Below are 17,199 nucleotides of genomic sequence, written 5' to 3'. Positions count from 1 at the left end.
GCGGGCGGCACCCCGTCGGCGCCGGGGCTGCGCGACCCACCCCCGCCCAGCCCCGGCGCCGAGTGCCTGTCAGTCCTCCCCGTAGCGCGGGTCCACAGTCTCCGGCGTGAGGCCCAGCAGCTCGGCGACCTGCTCCACGACCACCTCGTGGACCAGCGCCGCCCGCTCGTCGCGGCCCTTGGTGCGGATCTCCACCGGGCGGCGGTAGACGACCACCCGCGCGGGTCGCCCCTCGCGGGCGGGGATCGTGCCGCCCAGGGGGACCGCCTCGTCGTTCCAGGAGCGGCCGGGGCCGTCCAGGCGGGGTACTTCCAGGACCAGGAAATCGATGTCGGTCAGCTGTGGCCAGCGGCGTTCGAGGCGTTCCACCGAGTCCTGGACCAGGTCGGCGAAGATGTCGGCGCGGCTGGCGGCGAGCGGGACCTGGGGTGGTGCGATCGGGCCGCGCATGCCCCGTCCGTGGCGATCACGGCGGCGGGGCCCGGGGCCGGCGGCGCGGGGCGGTACAGGGGTGTCCATCACTGACGAAGCGTAGTCCTCACGGCCGATGATCTCCCGTCCGTACCGCATGTCGGCAGATGACCATTCCAGCCAAGCTTGGGCTCGATTCCGTATCTCTCCGGGACCGTCGATGTCGAGGTAATTGACGGGTTTTGTGATGATTGGTGACCGGTTCTGTCAGTGTTCGGGATCTCGGAGGGAGGCTTCCGGGCAGGTCAGAAGGGTGGGGCGAAAGGGGCCTGTGGGGTGGTTCACAACACGACACGGTGGGGTGACCTGGGGGAGAGTCGTCGCGGCCCGCTCAAGAGTGCGGTACCGTCCAACGTCGTGAGCCCTGTACGTCGCTGTTCGCGCACCGCTTGCGGTCGTCCCGCCGTCGCGACGCTGACGTACGTCTACGCCGACTCGACCGCGGTCCTCGGCCCGCTCGCCACCTACGCCGAACCCCACTGCTACGACCTGTGCGCCGAGCACTCCGAGCGTCTCACCGCCCCCCGCGGGTGGGAGGTCGTGCGGCTGCTCGACGGCTCGGCACCTGCCCGTCCCAGCGGCGATGACCTGGAAGCGCTCGCCAACGCCGTGCGCGAGGCCGCCCGTCCGCAGGAGCGCGCGGCCGAGGCCGGCGGGGGCGGGGGTCGTGGGGCCGACCCGATGGAGGTCGCACGGCGTGGGCATCTGCGCGTGCTCCGGTCGCCCGACAGCTGACTTTTTCCTGCGCGTCGTGTGTTCGTTTCGTTGAGTGATGCACGGCCATTGACGTGCCCTTGTCGCGGACACGACCATTCCGTATGTCGGAACGAGAAATCGCTTTCCGCATGGCGGAATCCGGGGAGTCGCCCGTGTACGTCCAGGAACTGGAGCCCTTAGCCGGCTCACTGGGACTGTCCGCCCTGGTGGCGGCCCTGCCGCTGGTGATCGTGCTCGTCCTGCTCGGCGGCGTCCGGCTGAAGGCGCACCTGGCGGGGCTCACGGGGCTTCTGGCGGCCGTACTGGTCGCCTGGCTCGCCTACGGCATGCCGCTCGGGCAGACGCTCTCCGGCGCCGCCCAGGGAGCCGTCTTCGGGCTCTTCCCCATCCTGTGGATCGTCGTCAACGCCCTGTGGGTGTACCGGATGACCGTCCGGACACGGCACTTCGACATCCTCCGGCGGTCGTTCGGGCGGCTGTCCGACGATCCGCGCATCCAGGCCCTCGTCGTCGCCTTCTGCTTCGGGGCCCTGCTGGAGGCCCTCGCCGGCTTCGGGGCGCCCGTCGCGATCTGCTCGGTCATGCTGGTGGCGCTCGGCTTCGAGCCGGTGCGCGCGGCCGTCGTCGCCCTGGTCGCCAATACGGCGCCCGTCGCCTTCGGCGCGATGGGTACGCCCGTGGTGACGCTCGCTCAGGTCACCGGCCTGCCGCTGGACGACGTGGCCTCCGTGGTGGGGCGTCAGACGCCTCTGCTGGCCCTGGTCGTGCCGCTCGTGCTGGTCGGGCTCGTGGACGGGCGACGCGGGCTGCGGGAGACCTGGGTGCCCGCCGTGGTGTGCGGAGTCGCCTTCGCCGTCGCCCAGTTCGCCGCCTCCAACTACGTCTCCGCGCAACTCGCCGACATCGGCGCCGCCTTGGCCGGTGCGGGTGCGCTGGTCGCCGTGCCGCACGCGCGCGTGCCCGCCACCGAGGCCGTACGCACGTCCGTGCTGACCGGGGCGCGGAGCGAGGAGTTGGACGAGGACGACCCGCGCGGCGAAGTCGTGCGGGCCTACGCGCCGTACGCGTTGATCGTCGTGATCTTCTCCGTCGCCCAGGTCCCGGCCGTCAAGGACTGGCTGGCCGAGGCGACCCGGACCTTCGACTGGCCCTTCCTGAACGTCGCGAACCCGGACGGGGATCCGGTCAGCGGCAACGTCTTCAGCCTGCCGATCGTGTCCACGGGCGGCACGCTCGTGCTGCTCGCCGGGGTGTGCACCGCGGTGGTTCTGGGCGTGCACGCGCGCGTGGCGGTCAGGGAGTGGGCCGCCACCGTGCACGAGCTGCGGTTCGCGATCCTGACCGTGACGTCCGTGCTGGCGCTGGCGTACGTCATGAACCTCTCCGGACAGGCCGCCACCATCGGCCACTTCGTGGCGGCTGCAGGCGCCGGGCTCGCCTTCCTGTCGCCCGTGCTGGGCTGGTTCGGGGTGGCCGTCTCCGGCTCGGACACCTCCGCCAACGCCCTGTTCGGCGCGTTGCAGGTGACGGCGGCGCGGGAGTCGGGGCTGTCGCCGGAACTCCTGGCCGCCGCCAACAGTTCAGGTGGTGTGCTCGGCAAGATGATCTCGCCGCAGAACCTCACCATCGCCTGCGCGGCGGTGGGGCTCGCGGGCCGGGAAGGGGACCTGCTGCGGCGGGTGCTGCCGTGGAGTCTGGGGCTGCTGCTGGTGATGTGTCTGATCGTGGTCGGGCAGAGTTCACCGGTGCTCGGCTGGATGCTGCCCTGACGCCCGCGCTGACCTTGAGGTTACGGCTCGGGGTCCACTCAGTGGGCACCCAGCGCACTGTCAGTCCGGGCGGGTAGTTTGGGGTGACCGACAGGACTTTCAGGAGGTTGGCCGTGGCTGCTGATCTGTCACAGCTCGTGAAGGCGTACGACGTGCGCGGGGTCGTCCCGGACCAGTGGGACGAGTCACTGGCCGAGCTCTTCGGCGCAGCCTTCGTCCAGGTGACCGGCGCGAGCGCGATCGTCATCGGGCATGACATGCGCCCCTCGTCGCCCGGTCTGTCCCGCGCCTTCGCGCGCGGAGCCGCGGCCCGGGGCGTCGACGTCACCGAGATCGGCCTGTGCTCCACCGACCAGCTCTACTACGCCTCGGGTGCGCTGAACCTGCCCGGCGCCATGTTCACGGCCTCGCACAACCCGGCCCAGTACAACGGCATCAAGATGTGCCGCATGGGCGCCGCCCCGGTCGGCCAGGACACCGGCCTCGCCGAGATCCGCGAACTCGTCGAGGGCTGGACCGAGTCGGGCGCCCCGGCACCGGCCGCGCAGGCGGGCACGATCACACAGCGCGACACATTGGCGGACTACGCGGCCCACCTCCGCTCCCTCGTCGACCTGACCTCCATCCGCCCCCTGAAGGTCGTCGTCGACGCGGGCAACGGCATGGGCGGCCACACGGTGCCGACCGTGTTCGGCGGCCTCCCGCTGGAGGTCGTCCCGATGTACTTCGAGCTGGACGGCACCTTCCCGAACCACGAGGCGAACCCGCTGGACCCGGCGAACATCGTCGACCTGCAGAAGCGGGTCCGTGAGGAGTCCGCCGACCTCGGGATCGCCTTCGACGGCGACGCCGACCGCTGCTTCGTCGTCGACGAGCACGGCGCCCCGGTCTCCCCGTCCGCCATCACCGCCCTGGTCGCCTCCCGGGAACTCGCCAAGCACGGCGGCAAGGGCACGGTCATCCACAACCTGATCACGTCCTGGTCGGTCCCCGAGGTCGTCAAGGAGAACGGCGGCACCCCGGTCCGCACCCGCGTCGGCCACTCCTTCATCAAGGCCGAGATGGCGAAGACCGGCGCGATCTTCGGCGGCGAGCACTCCGCCCACTACTACTTCAAGGACTTCTGGAACGCCGACACGGGCATGCTGGCCGCCCTCCACGTCCTCGCCGCCCTCGGCGGCCAGGACGGCCCCCTCTCGGGCCTGGTCGCCCAGTACGACCGCTACGCGGGCTCCGGCGAGATCAACTCCACCGTCGCCGACCAGTCCGGCCGGCTCGCCGCGATCAAGGCCGCGTACGAGGGCCAGGAGGGCGTGGAACTCGACGAACTCGACGGCCTGACGGTGACGGCCGCCGACTGGTGGTTCAACGTCCGCCCGTCCAACACGGAGCCCCTGCTGCGCCTGAACGCTGAGGCCAGGGACGAGACGACGATGGCGAAGGTACGGGACGAGGCGTTGGCGATCATCAGAGGGTGAGACCGGGCCCAGTCACTGTCCCGGGCCCGGTCACTGTCATCGCCGGTCCAGGCAATCTCAGCCCGTCCGGCGTTTGAGGACGAGGCCCGTTCAGGGCCGACAGCGGGGGTCTGGGGGCGCAGCCCCCAGAAGGCCACGGGGTCGAAGGGGCAGAGCCCCTGGAGGACGGGACGGGTAGGGGCGGCGGGGGCGACCCCACCCGGTCAACCCCACCCCCGCCCAACCCCGGCACCCCGCCCCCACCGGCGGTACCCTGACCAGGCACATCCGCACACGCACGCACCACCCGCCCCCACCCCCGGAAGGGACCCGCCATGCCGCTGGAAGCCGGCCTCCTGGAGATCCTCGCCTGCCCGGCCTGCCACGCCCCCCTCAAGGAGCAGGACACCGAGCTGATCTGCACCGGCCAGGACTGCGGCCTGGCGTACCCGGTCCGCGACGGCATCCCCGTACTGCTCGTGGACGAGGCCCGCCGCCCGGCGTAACAAAGCCACAACCACGGCCACAACCACGGCCGCAAGCCGACCCCGGCCAGGGCCCGCCCAACCGCACAACACGACAACAGCCGCGAACCGCACAACAAATCCACACCCACGCCCCGGCGATCGGAGGCTGCCGCCCATGCTCGACGAATCGCTGCTCGACACGCCGGACGCGCTCGCCGAGGCCGACCGCCGTGCCCTGCTCCGAGGCGCGGCCGAAGCCGGCGCCCGCGTCCGCACCGCCGCCCGCCACGCCACCGAGGCCGGTGTCAACGACCTGAAGCCGGACGGCCGCCCCCGCGCCATCCTGATCGCCGGCCCCGGCACCGCCGCCATCTGCGTCGCCGACCTCCTCGGCACCCTCGCCGGCGCCACCAGCCCCGTCACCCGACTGGCCCCGTCAGGCGTCGCCCCCGCCGCCGGCGCCCTGCGCTGGGAGCTGCCCGGCTGGGCCGGCTCCGTGGACCTGCTGCTGATCGCCACGCCCGACGGCACCGAACCCGGTCTGTCACTGCTCGCCGAACAGGCGTACCGCCGCGGCTGCACGGTGGTCGCCGTGGCCCCCGCCCACACCCCGCTCACCGCGGCGGTGCACGGCAACCACGGCCTGTTCGTACCGATGGCGACCGCGCCGTACGAGCACGACGAACCCCTCACCGCCTCCGCCCCCGGCGTCCTGTGGGCGCTGCTCACCCCACTCCTCGCGCTCCTCGACCGCACCGGCCTGCTCACCGCCCCGCCCGACGCCGTCGAGAAGGTCGCCGACCGCCTCGACCACATCGCCGAACGCTGCGGCCCCGCCATCGCGACGTACAGCAACCCCGCCAAGACCCTGGCCGCCGAACTCGCCGACGCGCTCCCGCTGATCTGGACCGAGGGCGTCTCCGCCGGCCCGGCCGGCCGCCGTTTCGCCGCCGCGCTCGCCGAACTCTCCGGCCACCCCGCCCTCGTCGCCGAACTGCCCGAGGCCCTCGCCTCCCACAGCGCCCTCCTCGCCGGCCGCCTCGCGGCGAGCGCCGACCCCGACGACTTCTTCCGCGACCGCGTGGAGGAGCCACCGGCCCTGCACGCGCGCGTGCTGCTGCTGCGCGACCGCCCGATCGGCGGCCTCACCGCCGCGCCGTCCGCCCGCGACCTGGCCCTCAGCCACGACACACCCATCAGCGAACTGGAGCCGGAGCCCGGCGACGAACTCGAGACGCTCGCGGAGCTGATCGCCATCACGGATTTCGCCGCCGTTTACCTCGCGCTCGCCTCGAGAGCCTGATCTGTCCCGGGACGCCCTGACGGCCGTACGCCCGTGGAACCGGCAGTCGTACGCAAGGCGAACTCACGTCCCGCACAACGAGACCGCGCCGCACGCACAGAGAGCAGGCAGACAACCGCATGGACCGCCTCGACAACACCATCCGCCCCTACGCCTGGGGCTCCACCACCGCGATCCCGAAGCTCCTCGGCGTCGAGCCGACCGGCGAACCGCAGGCGGAGATGTGGATGGGCGCGCACCCGGGCGCACCCTCGCGCACCGGGCGCGGCACGCTCGTCGAGGTCATCGAGGCCGACCCGGAGCGCGAACTGGGCGCCACGGCCGTCGCGAAGTTCGGCCCCCGCCTGCCGTTCCTGCTCAAGATCCTCGCCGCCGGCGCCCCGCTCTCCCTCCAGGTGCACCCCAACCTGGAGCAGGCCAAGGAGGGTTACGAGGACGAAGAGCGCCGCAACATCCCGGTCGACGCCGGCCACCGCAACTACAAGGACGCCAACCACAAGCCCGAACTGATCTGCGCGCTCACCGAGTTCGACGGCCTGTGCGGCTTCCGCGACCCCGTCCGGGCCGCCGACCTGCTCGACGGCCTCGGCGTCGACTCCCTCAAGCCGTACGTCGATCTGCTGCACGCCCATCCCGAGGATGCGGCCCTGCGCGAGGTGCTCACCGCGATCCTCACCGCCGACCCGGACGAGATGGCCCACACCGTCGCCGAGGCCGCGGCCGCCTGCTCCCGCCTAGGCGGCGACTACGCCCCGTACGCCGACATCGCCCACCACTACCCGGGCGACCCCGGCGTCATCGCCGCGATGCTGCTCAACCACGTACGCCTGCAGCCCGGCGAGGCCCTGTTCCTCGGCGCCGGCATCCCGCACGCCTACCTCAACGGCCTCGGCGTCGAGATCATGGCCAACTCCGACAACGTGCTGCGCTGCGGCCTGACCCCCAAGCACGTCGACGTCCCCGAACTCCTGCGCATCGTCCGCTTCGAGGCGGGCGACCCGGGTGTGCTGCGCCCGGAGGCGGCCCCGGACGGCGAGGAGGTCTACGAGACCCCGATCGACGAGTTCCGTCTGTCCCGGTACGTCCTCCCGGAGGGGACCGTCGCGCACGACCTCACGCGCGCGACCCCGCAGATCCTGCTCTGCACGGCCGGTGCCGTCCGCGCCGGGGAACACGAGCTGACGCCCGGCGAATCCGTCTTCGTACCGGCGGGCGAAAAGGCCGAAGTGTCCGGGGCCGGTACGGTCTTCCGGGCCACGGTCGTCGCCTGACCGAGGGCATCCGACGACCCGGCGCGCCGTTGTCGTACCGGGCTGCAACAATGGCCCACCGGCAAAGGACGGGCAAAGCCGATCGGGGGCCGCGCGCTCCCCTCGGCGACGCCTTGGACGGCGTACGCACGAAGGCTACGAAGGCTTACGAAGGCCTACGAAGGCGAAGGGACAACGCGACACATGAGCGCGTCAGGCGGTACCAAGGCGATCGTGGCGGCACTCGCCGCCAACCTCGCGATCGCGGCATCGAAGTTCGTGGCGTTCGCGTTCAGCGGCTCGTCGTCGATGCTCGCCGAGGGCGTGCACTCGCTCGCCGACTCCGGCAACCAGGCCCTGCTGCTGGTCGGCGGCAAGAAGGCCCAGCGCGAGGCGACCCCGCAACACCCCTTCGGCTACGGCCGCGAGCGCTACATCTACGCGTTCCTCGTCTCGATCATCCTGTTCTCGGTCGGCGGCATGTTCGCCCTCTACGAGGGCTACGAGAAGATCAAGCACCCGCACGAGATCGAGCACTGGTACTGGCCGGTCGGCGTCCTCGTCTTCGCGATCATCGCCGAGGCCTTCTCCTTCCGGACCGCCATCAAGGAGTCCAACGCCCTGCGGGGCAAGAAGTCCTGGAAGGAGTTCGTCCGCCACGCCAAGGCCCCCGAACTGCCCGTCGTCCTCCTGGAGGACCTGGGCGCGCTGGTCGGTCTGATCCTCGCGCTGGGCGGCGTCGGCCTGGCCCTGATCACCGGCGACGGCGTCTGGGACGGCATCGGCACCATCTGCATCGGTGTCCTGCTCGTCCTGATCGCCGTCGTCCTGGCCATCGAGACCAAGTCGCTGCTGCTCGGCGAGGCCGCGGGTGTCGAGGACGTCCAGAAGATCGAGGCCGCCGTCGTCGACGGCGACACGGTCACCCGCATCATCCACATGCGCACGCTGCACCTCGGCCCCGAGGAGCTCCTGGTCGCCGCCAAGATCGCCGTCCGGCACGAGGACACGGCCGCCGAGGTCGCCTCCGCCATCGACGCCGCCGAGGCCCGCATCCGCGAGGCCGTCCCGATCGCCCGCGTCATCTACCTCGAACCCGACATCTACAGCGAGGCCGAGGCCGCCAAGGGCGCCGACCGCGAGGCGACACCCGGGGGACCGGCCTCGCACGACACGGACCACTGACGCCCGCACACCTTGAGGGGTCTGCCGGAACAAACCGTTCCGGCAGACCCCTCTGGTGCATGCCCTCAAGCCTGCATCATCCAGGGCGCTGCGGGCGGAACAGCCGCCCGCGCCCGCCGCCGTACGACCACGGCGGCGATCCCCAGACCGACCCCGACCAGCACCAGCACCACCCCCAAGATGATCGCCGTCCCGAGGACCGCCGGCACGGTGAAGTCGTCGAGCACACGCCCCCGGACCGCGGACACCGGCACCGTCCCGCCCTGGTCGTCGAGAAAGGCCCGCGAATCACGGGCGTTGGCGCGGTAGTCACCCAGCAGGAACAGCCGCCCCTCGGGAACCCGCACGTCGTAGGAGGGCATGCCGAACCCGCTGGCCTCCCCGCCCTTCAGATACGGCTCCTCCAGCGGCTCCCCGTCCACCGTGACCCGCGCATCCGCCCCGTTTCCCTCGCAGCACGCCACACGGTCGCCGCCCACGCCGATGACCCGCTCCATCACCAGCGCGTCGAAGCCGTACCGATCCGGATCCGAGAACAACACGACGTCCCCGGCCCGCACATCACTGCCGTCGACCCGCTCGAAGACGATCCGGTCACCAGGCCGATACGTCGGCCGCATGCTGTCGCTCGCCACGACGGAACCCCCGAACCCCTGCCGCGCCCAGGCCAACCCGCCCAGCCCCAACAGCACGCCCACCAGGCCCACCACCACGGCAGCGATCCCCAGCCCCCGCCCCTTGCCGGCCATAACGCCCCTCCCCTGCGGCCCATCCGCGGCCGCAGAGCGTAGCGGGTCCATACGACCGGGCTGTGCACCGCATTCGGCAGCCACATCGACGCCTGGGCCCGCGCCCCCCGGACTCGGGAACGCGGGCCCGCACACGCGCCTACCCGACCTCGCGCAGCACCCCGATCACGGCCGATGCGTCCGCCGCGTCCAGCAACCGCTCACGGAACCCCGCATCCATCAACTTCCGCGACAGCAGCGCCAGAATCCGCAGATGCTCATCCCCGGCGGCCGCCTCCGGTACGGCGATCATGAACACCAGCCTTGCCTTCGTACCGTCCGGCGAGTCCCACTCGACGCCTTCCGCGGACCGGGCGAAACCGACGACCGGCGCGCTCACCGCATCCGTCTTGGCGTGCGGAATCGCGATCTCGTCCCCGAGCCCGGTCGTCCCCTGCTCCTCCCGCCGCAAGGCGGTCGCCACCAACTCGTCCACATCCGCGACCCTGCCGGTCCGCGCGAGCAACTCCGCCATCTCACGGATCGCGGACTCCTTGTCGGAGGCGCCGAGCCGGACCTTGACGCTCCGCTCGGTGAGATGGCCGGACAGGACCTCGCCCGAGGCCCCGCCGCCTTCGTCCGGTTCGGCGGGGGAGGCCTGCTTCGGTACGGCGGCTTCGGCTTCGGCTTCCGCGGCCGCAGCACTGTCCACAGCCGTGGCTGTCGTCGTCTTGGCGGATGCAGCCCCTTGCCCTACGACAGCACCGGCCCCCGTCGCTCCGACACCGGCCCCGACCAGCGCAGCCTCGGGCCCGACCGGGCCGGCGCCCGCTTCTCCGCGCCGCCTGCGCTCAACCAGGTCGACAAGGGCGACCGTCGTCACCGCGGTGACGACCGAACCGATCACCACCGCGACGAAGAACATCGGCACCCCGCTCACCGCGCCCAGCACGGCCACGATCGGCCCACCGTGCGGCACCGCGTCCTCCACGCTCGCGACTCCGGCGACCGCACCGGCGACCGCGCCGCCCAGCATGTTGGCGGGGATGACCTGTGCGGGCCGGGCCGCGGCGAACGGGATCGCGCCCTCGGAGATGCCGAAGCAGCCCATGAACAGCGAGGCGAGCCCGGTCTCCCGCTCCTGCTCGGTGTACAGCCGCCTGCGTATCAGCGTGGCCAGACCCTGACCCAACGGCATGACCGGGATCGCGGCCGCGCACATGCCCATGACCGTCTGGTTGCCGGTCGCGATGAGGCCCGCGCCGAACAGGAACGCCGTCTTGTTGACCGGCCCGCCCATGTCGAACGCGATCATGAGCCCCAGAATCGCGCCGAGCAGGATCGCGCTCGTGCCGGTCATCCCGCTGAGCCAGTCGGTCAGGTTCTCGAACACCCAGGAGATCGGCTTGCCGATGACGTAGATGAAGAACAGCCCGAGCACCGTCGTCGCCACGATCGGGATCACGATGATCGGCATGATCGGCTGCACGAACTTCGGGACCTTGACCTTCTTGATCCACCGCACCAGATACCCGGCGAGGAACCCGGTCACGATCGCGCCGATGAACCCGGCGCCCGCCTTGGAGCCGTACAGCTCACCGGTGTTGGCGATCCAGCCACCGATCATGCCGGGCACGAGGGCCGGCCGGTCCCCGATGGCGTACGCGATGTAACCGGACAGGATCGGCACCATCAGCGTGAAGCCGATCACGCCAATGTTGTTCACATCCATCCAGAAGGAGTCCTTCGGGATGACCAATCCACCCGACGGGTCCGTGTGCCCGCCGAGCGAGAGGGAGATCGCGATCAGCAGGCCGCCGACCACGACGAACGGGATCATGTAGCTGACCCCGTTCATCAGCGCCTTGTATCCGACGCTGCGTTCCCTGCCGCCGCCGGTCGCGGGAGCCGTGGGGGCGCCCCCTACCGCGTGCACGGGCGCCGACAGCACCCGCTCGATCAGCTGCTCGGGGTGGCGGATGCCCTCGGCCACCCCGACGGTCAGGACCCGCTTGCCGGCGAAACGGCTCAGGTCCACGTCCTTGTCCGCGGCGATGATGATGCCGTCCGCGTGATTGACATCGTTGTCATCTAGGACATTTTCAGCCCCGATGGATCCCTGTGTCTCCACCTTCATGTCGACACCGCGGCTCTCGGCGGCCTGCGCGAGCTTCTCAGCCGCCATGTACGTATGGGCGATGCCGGTCGGGCACGCGGTCACCGCGAGCAGCCGCAACCGCTTCTGCTCGTCACCGCCGCTGCCCGTGGGGGGAGGGCCGGCCGGACTGGTCACGTCGATCTCCTAACGCCATTGTCGTGCGGAAACGCCGTCCCGGACGCCCCGCAAGATCGATCAGGTGTTCCGATCTCCAGGCATCCTGCACCACCTCACCGCAGGCTCAAAGGCCCAAAGGTCCCGCGGCATCCTGGCTTGCCTTCTCCTGTGAACCGTTCGTTGGCGTCCTGTTACCGCTCCCGCACCTGACCGTCACCCCACCCACGAACGGCACTCCCAGCCCCCCGCCCGCCACGCCCCCTCGTTGGCGAGATCTGTTCGGAGGCGGACTGGGGACGGTCGGGCATCCCGGTGTAGCTTGGGACGGAGCCAGACGTCGCTGCTGATGGCGGTCGGGCGGTCCCGACACGGACCGGCCGAGGGAGAGAGGGCCTCCGACGGACTGCGCTGCGCGCACGCGGGCATGCCTGTGTCCTCTTCGGGCACTCCTGTGTCCGCCGCCGCGCAGACCAGCCGTACCCACCCTCGACCCAACCCCGAGGAGCAGCTCGTAATGACGACTGTCGAGAACCGACAGGACTTCAAGGTCGCCGACCTCTCCCTGGCCGAGTTCGGCCGCAAGGAGATCACCCTCGCCGAGCACGAGATGCCCGGCCTGATGGCGATCCGCAAGGAGTACGCCGAGGCCCAGCCGCTGGCCGGCGCCCGCATCACCGGCTCCCTGCACATGACGGTGCAGACCGCCGTCCTGATCGAGACCCTGGTAGCCCTGGGCGCCGAGGTCCGCTGGGCGTCCTGCAACATCTTCTCCACTCAGGACCACGCCGCCGCCGCGATCGCCGTCGGCCCGAACGGCACGCCCGACAACCCCCGGGGCATCCCGGTCTTCGCCTGGAAGGGCGAGACCCTCCAGGAGTACTGGTGGTGCACGGAGCAGGCCCTGACCTGGCCGAACACCCCCACCGGCGGCCCGAACATGATCCTGGACGACGGCGGTGACGCCACCCTCCTCGTCCACAAGGGCGTCGAGTACGAGAAGGACGGCCAGGTCCCGGCCGTCGACACCGCCGAGTCCGACGAACACCGCGTCATCCTCGAACTGCTCCACCGCACCCTGGGCGAGAACGCCCAGAAGTGGACCCAGCTCTCCTCCGAGATCCGCGGCGTGACCGAGGAGACCACGACCGGCGTCCACCGCCTGTACGAGATGCAGCGCGACGGCACCCTCCTGTTCCCGGCGATCAACGTCAACGACGCCGTCACCAAGTCGAAGTTCGACAACAAGTACGGCTGCCGCCACTCCCTCGTCGACGGCATCAACCGCGCCACCGACGTCCTGATCGGCGGCAAGACCGCGGTCGTCTGCGGCTACGGCGACGTGGGCAAGGGCTGCGCGGAGTCCCTGCGCGGACAGGGCGCCCGCGTGATCATCACCGAGATCGACCCGATCTGCGCCCTGCAGGCGGCGATGGACGGCTACCAGGTCACGACCCTCGACGAGGTCATCGACAAGGCCGACATCTTCATCACCACGACCGGCAACAAGGACATCATCATGGCCTCGGACATGGCCAAGATGAAGCACCAGGCGATCGTCGGCAACATCGGCCACTTCGACAACGAGATCGACATGGCCGGCCTCGCCAAGGTCCCGGGCATCGTCAAGGACGAGGTCAAGCCGCAGGTCCACACCTGGACCTTCCCCGACGGCAAGGTGATCATCGTCCTCTCCGAGGGCCGCCTACTGAACCTGGGCAACGCCACCGGTCACCCGTCCTTCGTGATGTCCAACTCCTTCGCGGACCAGACCCTGGCCCAGATCGAGCTGTTCACCAAGCCGGACGCCTACCCGACCGGTGTGTACACGCTGCCCAAGCACCTGGACGAGAAGGTCGCCCGCCTCCACCTGGACTCGCTCGGCGTGAAGCTGACGACGCTCCGCCCGGAGCAGGCCGCCTACATCGGCGTCAAGGTCGAGGGTCCGTACAAGTCGGACCACTACCGCTACTGAGCGGACCCACTGACGAGCCGGACCGCCCCCACCGGCCGAGCGGCCGCTGAGCCGGCCTGCCTGAGCCAGGTGCCGGTCGCCGGTCGCTGGTTGCCGTACGACGGCGCTCGTACGGCAACCAGCGGCACGGGCAGTCCGCACGCCACTCTCCGCCCGTGTGGTCCGCTGCCCGGCATCTCTCCACGAGCGCGCCCGTGCACTGACGCGCCGCGCAGCGGCAGCTCCTCCGGGGCAGGCCCCCGCACCCCCGTGCCGGGGGCCTGCCCCGTCGGCCCACATGGCCGGTCCAGTAGCCTCATCAGCCCGAGTGGCCGGGACCAGCCCGTCCGTCAAGCCCCAGGACCCCGATGCCCCGCGGCCGTTATTCGCTCCACGATCCGCACGATCACACCCCCTTCGCAGAAGAGCACTTCCACTGCGCCCCCGGCCCTTCCGGCTGGCGCTATGTCGCCCAGCGGACCACCCCCGCGGGCGATCACAGCGGCTCCGTCGACCTTGCCCTCGACGAACTCGGCCGCCCCATCCGCCTCGAACTCCACGCCGGCGGCTGGCAGGTACGCGGCGCCGCTCTCGACGGCGTCACCTGGGTCCGTACCGACCCCACCGGGGAGTACGCCACAGAAGGCAATGTGCGCGCCCATGCCTTCACCGGGACGTCCCCCGCATTCCTCATCGCCACCACCCGTCTCCTCCGCCTCACCCCTTCCGACTCGGCAACCCGCGTCCGGCTCGTGGCCCTCACGGATCCGGTACTCGCCCCGCGCACCGTGGACCAGTCCTGGGCCTTGGTGAACAGACAAACACACGCCACTGACAACGGCCCCCTGACCGTGGACGAATACCAGGTCACAGCCCTGGACACGGGGGAGCAGCACGCCGTACACATCGCGGGAGACGTGGTCCTCGCCGCACCCGGCGTCGAGCTGGAGGACCTGGACTCACCGCCGTCGACGTTCGTCTGAGCGAGGCCGGTCAGAACGGGGCGCGCTAGGCGGGGGGAACGAAGCCGGTGGCGGGTCGGTCGGCCGATGCCGTGTCGTGGGCCGGCGACGCCTGCTGCACCGTGCCTTCGTCCGCCGACACGGGGGAGGGGGAACGGCCCTCTTCCGTCCGAGCCGCGTGCTGATCCCCACCCGGAGCAACGCCCGAGCCGTAGGCGACAACCGACGGCGGGGGCGTTGGCGCGACGGGCGGCGCGACCGGCGGACCGTACGGCCCCGGCGCACCAGTCCCACTCCCCGGCCCGCTCACCATCTCGGCGCCGCTGGGTGTCCCACCACCCCCAGCCGACCCATTTCCGAAGGCCCGCCGTGCCTCCCGCTGCTGCCGCTCCTGCAGAACCGCGGCCAGATACGCGGCCGGCGGCACACCGTGCGGAGCCGGAGCTCCCGTGCGCGCCGCGAGATCCGACGAGAGCCGCTCCGCCATGCTCCAGGCGACCTGCGGGTCGAGCTGCTGCATCCGTGTCAGGTACTGGCGAATAGCGAGCCACAGCCCATCGGGAACCGAGGACAGATCGAGCGCCGAGAACCGCCCGGCCAACCACGGCGGAGGCGGAGGAACGAACCCCGTCCGCGTGAGGGGCACCCGTTCCCGCACGACGAGAGTCCCGGCGAACACATCACCGAGCCGCCTCCCGCGCGCGGACACCAGCGAGGCGATGACAGCGACGACCCCGAAGGTCATCAGAATCTCGATGACACCTATAAGGCCTCGTACCAGTGCGTGCCGGAAACGGATCGGTCCGCCGTCGTCGCGCACCACCCGCAGCCCGCACGCCAGCTTCCCGAGCGACCGCCCATGGCTGAGCGTCTCGACCGCGATCGGCCCGCCCACCAGCAGCAGCACGAACATCGCGATCGACAGCGCGGTCTGCGCCGCCTCGTCCAGAGAAGCGGTGGCAGCCACCACGCCCATGGTCACGACGATGTAGGCGATGAAGGCCACGGCCAGATCGAGCAGCACGGCCAGCGCCCTGCTGGGCAGCTTCGCCGGGCGCAACTCCAGCGCCACCGCCTCACCCGTGACCAGCTCACTCACGCCGTCCGTCCTTCCCCTGACCTGCCCTTGGAATGGCCAGTCTGCCAAGCTGTGGGCGCATTGCGTCGCAGTACGACAAGCTGACACCTACGACGAGTCGCCGACGAACAGCCGAGGAGCAGAAAACCAGATGGACCTCGACGTCTTCGTCACCGCCCACCGAGCCGAATGGGACCGCCTCGACGCCCTGCTCGGGCGCCAGCGCCGCCTCACCGGCGCCGAGGCCGACGAACTCGTCGCCCTCTACCAGCGCACCGCCACCCACCTGTCCCTGATCCAGTCCAGCGCCCCCGACCCTCAGCTGACGGGCAGGCTCAGCCAACTCGTGGCACGCGCGCGTAGTGCCGTGACAGGCACACGCCGCGCCTCTTGGCGCGATGTCACACGCTTCCTCGCCTACGGCTTCCCGGCCGCGGTCTACCGATCGCGCCACTGGTGGGTACCCACCGCGCTCCTGTCCACCCTCGTCGCGGCCCTCCTGGGCTGGTGGATAGGCACCCATCCCGAAGTACAGGCCACCATCGCGGCCCCCAGCGAACTGCGCGAGCTCACCCGCCCCGGCGGCCAGTACGAGACGTACTACTCCAGCCACCCCGCGGCCTCCTTCGCCGCCCAGGTCTGGACGAACAACGCATGGGCCGCCGCCCTGTGCCTGATCCTCGGCGTCTTCCTCGGCCTCCCAGTTCTCTGGATCCTCTTCCAGAACATGCTCAACCTCGGCGTCGGAATCGGCCTGATGTCCTCAGCAGGACGCCTGGACACCTTCCTCGGACTCGTCCTGCCACACGGCCTCCTCGAACTGACCGCGGTCTTCGTAGCCGCCGGCACCGGCCTACGCCTCGGCTGGACCCTCATCGACCCCGGACCCCGCACCCGCCGCACGGCCCTCGCCGAAGAGGGCCGAGCCGCGATCGGCATGGCGATAGGTCTCGCCCTGGTGCTCTTCATCTCCGGCGCCATCGAAGGCTTCGTCACCCCTTCGGGCCTGCCCACCTGGGCACGCATCACCATCGGCGTCGTCGCTGAACTGGTCTTCCTCGCCTACGTCTATGTCGTCGGCGGCCGTGCCGCCCGCGCCGGAGACACCGGTGACCTCGAGGCGGCCGAACGCAGCGCCGCCGTTCCGACAGCGGCCTGATGTGCGAGCACGCCTACTGAGCTGCTAGTGTCCTCTTCGCCTCACAAGAGCCGTTGACACGGAGCGTGTGGGGAGGTAGATTTGAACAGTTGTCTGGAAGTGGATGTAGTCCACCCGGGCGAGTGAAAATCTGTCTGCTTCAGTGGAACATCGATTCCCGAGAAGCCCCTCCCGATGATTTCGGAAATGAGTGGCTGGTCAGTCCGGCCCGAAACTTCTGATAAAGTCGGGGTCGCCGGAAAGGGAAACGCGAGAGCGGGAACCTGGAAAGCACCGAGGAAATCGGATCGGAAAAGGATCTGATAGAGTCGGAAACGCAAGATCGAAGGGAAGCCCGGAGGAAAGCCCGCGAGGGTGAGTACAAAGGAAGCGTCCGTTCCTTGAGAACTCAACAGCGTGCCAAAAGTCAACGCCAGATATGTTGATA

At 70.5% G+C, this 17,199-nt stretch carries 14 protein-coding genes; 10 read left to right on the top strand and 4 right to left on the bottom strand.

Annotation, left to right across the window (positions count from 1 at the left end; all coding sequences use genetic code 11):
* Window positions 1-69 precede the first annotated feature (69 nt).
* A complete protein-coding gene (locus ACP4J3_RS38450) occupies window positions 70-519 on the bottom strand; it encodes a metallopeptidase family protein (protein WP_426541052.1) in 450 nt (149 codons plus the stop codon).
* 309 nt (window positions 520-828) lie between these two features.
* On the opposite strand from ACP4J3_RS38450, the gene ACP4J3_RS38445 reads away from it, so the two are divergent.
* From ACP4J3_RS38445 to ACP4J3_RS38415, 7 genes are all read left to right on the top strand, one after another.
* Window positions 829-1,206: a DUF3499 domain-containing protein gene (locus tag ACP4J3_RS38445; RefSeq protein WP_426540973.1), complete on the top strand. Its 378-nt coding sequence runs from the start codon at window positions 829-831 to the stop codon at window positions 1,204-1,206.
* A 134-nt stretch (window positions 1,207-1,340) separates the two neighbouring features.
* Window positions 1,341-2,957, top strand: a complete 1,617-nt coding sequence (locus tag ACP4J3_RS38440) for an L-lactate permease (protein WP_426541051.1) — start codon at window positions 1,341-1,343, stop codon at window positions 2,955-2,957.
* Between the two features lie 113 nt (window positions 2,958-3,070).
* Window positions 3,071-4,435: a phosphomannomutase/phosphoglucomutase gene (locus ACP4J3_RS38435; protein ID WP_426540972.1), complete on the top strand. Its 1,365-nt coding sequence runs from the start codon at window positions 3,071-3,073 to the stop codon at window positions 4,433-4,435.
* Window positions 4,436-4,749: 314 nt separating this feature from the next.
* Window positions 4,750-4,920: a Trm112 family protein gene (locus ACP4J3_RS38430; protein WP_007382472.1), complete on the top strand. Its 171-nt coding sequence runs from the start codon at window positions 4,750-4,752 to the stop codon at window positions 4,918-4,920.
* 136 nt (window positions 4,921-5,056) lie between these two features.
* Window positions 5,057-6,184, top strand: a complete 1,128-nt coding sequence (locus ACP4J3_RS38425; RefSeq protein WP_426540971.1) for an SIS domain-containing protein — start codon at window positions 5,057-5,059, stop codon at window positions 6,182-6,184.
* A 119-nt stretch (window positions 6,185-6,303) separates the two neighbouring features.
* Complete coding sequence (manA, locus tag ACP4J3_RS38420; protein ID WP_426540970.1) at window positions 6,304-7,455, top strand: mannose-6-phosphate isomerase, class I; 1,152 nt, start codon at window positions 6,304-6,306, stop codon at window positions 7,453-7,455.
* Window positions 7,456-7,638: 183 nt separating this feature from the next.
* Window positions 7,639-8,619, top strand: coding sequence for a cation diffusion facilitator family transporter (locus ACP4J3_RS38415; protein ID WP_426540969.1), 981 nt, complete (start codon window positions 7,639-7,641; stop codon window positions 8,617-8,619).
* A gap of 65 nt (window positions 8,620-8,684) precedes the next feature.
* On the opposite strand, the gene lepB is transcribed toward ACP4J3_RS38415, so the two are convergent.
* Window positions 8,685-9,368: a signal peptidase I gene (gene lepB, locus ACP4J3_RS38410; RefSeq protein WP_426540968.1), complete on the bottom strand. Its 684-nt coding sequence runs from the start codon at window positions 9,366-9,368 to the stop codon at window positions 8,685-8,687.
* 139 nt (window positions 9,369-9,507) lie between these two features.
* Window positions 9,508-11,640, bottom strand: coding sequence for a fructose-specific PTS transporter subunit EIIC (locus tag ACP4J3_RS38405; protein WP_426540967.1), 2,133 nt, complete (start codon window positions 11,638-11,640; stop codon window positions 9,508-9,510).
* Between the two features lie 496 nt (window positions 11,641-12,136).
* Here ACP4J3_RS38405 and ahcY point away from each other — a divergent pair, with 496 nt between their 5' ends.
* Complete coding sequence (gene ahcY, locus ACP4J3_RS38400; RefSeq protein WP_426540966.1) at window positions 12,137-13,594, top strand: adenosylhomocysteinase; 1,458 nt, start codon at window positions 12,137-12,139, stop codon at window positions 13,592-13,594.
* A 347-nt stretch (window positions 13,595-13,941) separates the two neighbouring features.
* Window positions 13,942-14,556: a hypothetical protein gene (locus ACP4J3_RS38395; RefSeq protein WP_426540965.1), complete on the top strand. Its 615-nt coding sequence runs from the start codon at window positions 13,942-13,944 to the stop codon at window positions 14,554-14,556.
* Window positions 14,557-14,581: 25 nt separating this feature from the next.
* Here ACP4J3_RS38395 and ACP4J3_RS38390 read toward each other — a convergent pair whose 3' ends face one another.
* On the bottom strand, window positions 14,582-15,634 hold the full coding sequence (locus ACP4J3_RS38390; RefSeq protein ID WP_426540964.1) for an RDD family protein: 1,053 nt from the start codon (window positions 15,632-15,634) through the stop codon (window positions 14,582-14,584).
* A gap of 130 nt (window positions 15,635-15,764) precedes the next feature.
* Between ACP4J3_RS38390 and ACP4J3_RS38385 the strand changes: the two genes are divergently transcribed.
* The gene (locus ACP4J3_RS38385; RefSeq protein WP_426540963.1) at window positions 15,765-16,772 is read left to right on the top strand and encodes a stage II sporulation protein M; all 1,008 of its coding nucleotides are present in this window, start codon (window positions 15,765-15,767) and stop codon (window positions 16,770-16,772) included.
* The last annotated feature ends 427 nt before the right edge of the window (window positions 16,773-17,199 follow it).

The sequence above is a fragment of the Streptomyces sp. UG1 genome (genome assembly GCF_049974585.1).
Classification (GTDB): domain Bacteria; phylum Actinomycetota; class Actinomycetes; order Streptomycetales; family Streptomycetaceae; genus Streptomyces.
Note: the sequence above shows the minus strand (reverse complement) of the source record. Positions and strands in the feature narration are given on the sequence as shown.

Coding starts and splice junctions, on each gene's coding strand:
- ahcY (WP_426540966.1), top strand. CDS start 12,137: ATGACGACTGTCGAGAACCGACAGGACTTCAAGGTCGCCGACCTCTCC.
- ACP4J3_RS38385 (WP_426540963.1), top strand. CDS start 15,765: ATGGACCTCGACGTCTTCGTCACCGCCCACCGAGCCGAATGGGACCGC.
- ACP4J3_RS38430 (WP_007382472.1), top strand. CDS start 4,750: ATGCCGCTGGAAGCCGGCCTCCTGGAGATCCTCGCCTGCCCGGCCTGC.
- ACP4J3_RS38425 (WP_426540971.1), top strand. CDS start 5,057: ATGCTCGACGAATCGCTGCTCGACACGCCGGACGCGCTCGCCGAGGCC.
- ACP4J3_RS38450 (WP_426541052.1), bottom strand. CDS start 519: ATGGACACCCCTGTACCGCCCCGCGCCGCCGGCCCCGGGCCCCGCCGC.
- ACP4J3_RS38415 (WP_426540969.1), top strand. CDS start 7,639: ATGAGCGCGTCAGGCGGTACCAAGGCGATCGTGGCGGCACTCGCCGCC.
- manA (WP_426540970.1), top strand. CDS start 6,304: ATGGACCGCCTCGACAACACCATCCGCCCCTACGCCTGGGGCTCCACC.
- ACP4J3_RS38395 (WP_426540965.1), top strand. CDS start 13,942: ATGCCCCGCGGCCGTTATTCGCTCCACGATCCGCACGATCACACCCCC.
- lepB (WP_426540968.1), bottom strand. CDS start 9,368: ATGGCCGGCAAGGGGCGGGGGCTGGGGATCGCTGCCGTGGTGGTGGGC.